1 pseudogene is annotated in these 274 nt (G+C 42.7%); it reads left to right on the top strand.

The window, feature by feature from the left end:
- Positions 1-274, top strand: a pseudogene (locus H4J56_RS19450) (transposase); the annotation flags it as partial.

The following is a 274-nucleotide window of genomic DNA, read 5'->3' as shown; positions in this document are numbered from 1 at the left end:
ATTTAAATCCAGTACGTGCAGGCATTGCTCCAACACCTGAGCAATCGAGTTTTACCAGTATTCAACTGCGTATCAAAGCAGCCATTATCGGAGAGCAACCGACAACGTTATTACCTTTTACGGGCAATGAACATCAAGAGAAAACCTCAGGTATCCGCTTTAGCTTGAAGGACTATTTAACCCTTGTAGATGAAACAGGTCGCGTAATAAGAGCAGACAAACGAGGCGCTATCGATAACAAAACCGCAAATATACTGTCAAGACTTCACATCAG

It is taken from the genome of Colwellia sp. BRX8-4 (assembly GCF_014077345.1).
Classification (GTDB): domain Bacteria; phylum Pseudomonadota; class Gammaproteobacteria; order Enterobacterales; family Alteromonadaceae; genus Colwellia_A.
This window is presented reverse-complemented; position numbering and strand designations above follow the sequence as displayed.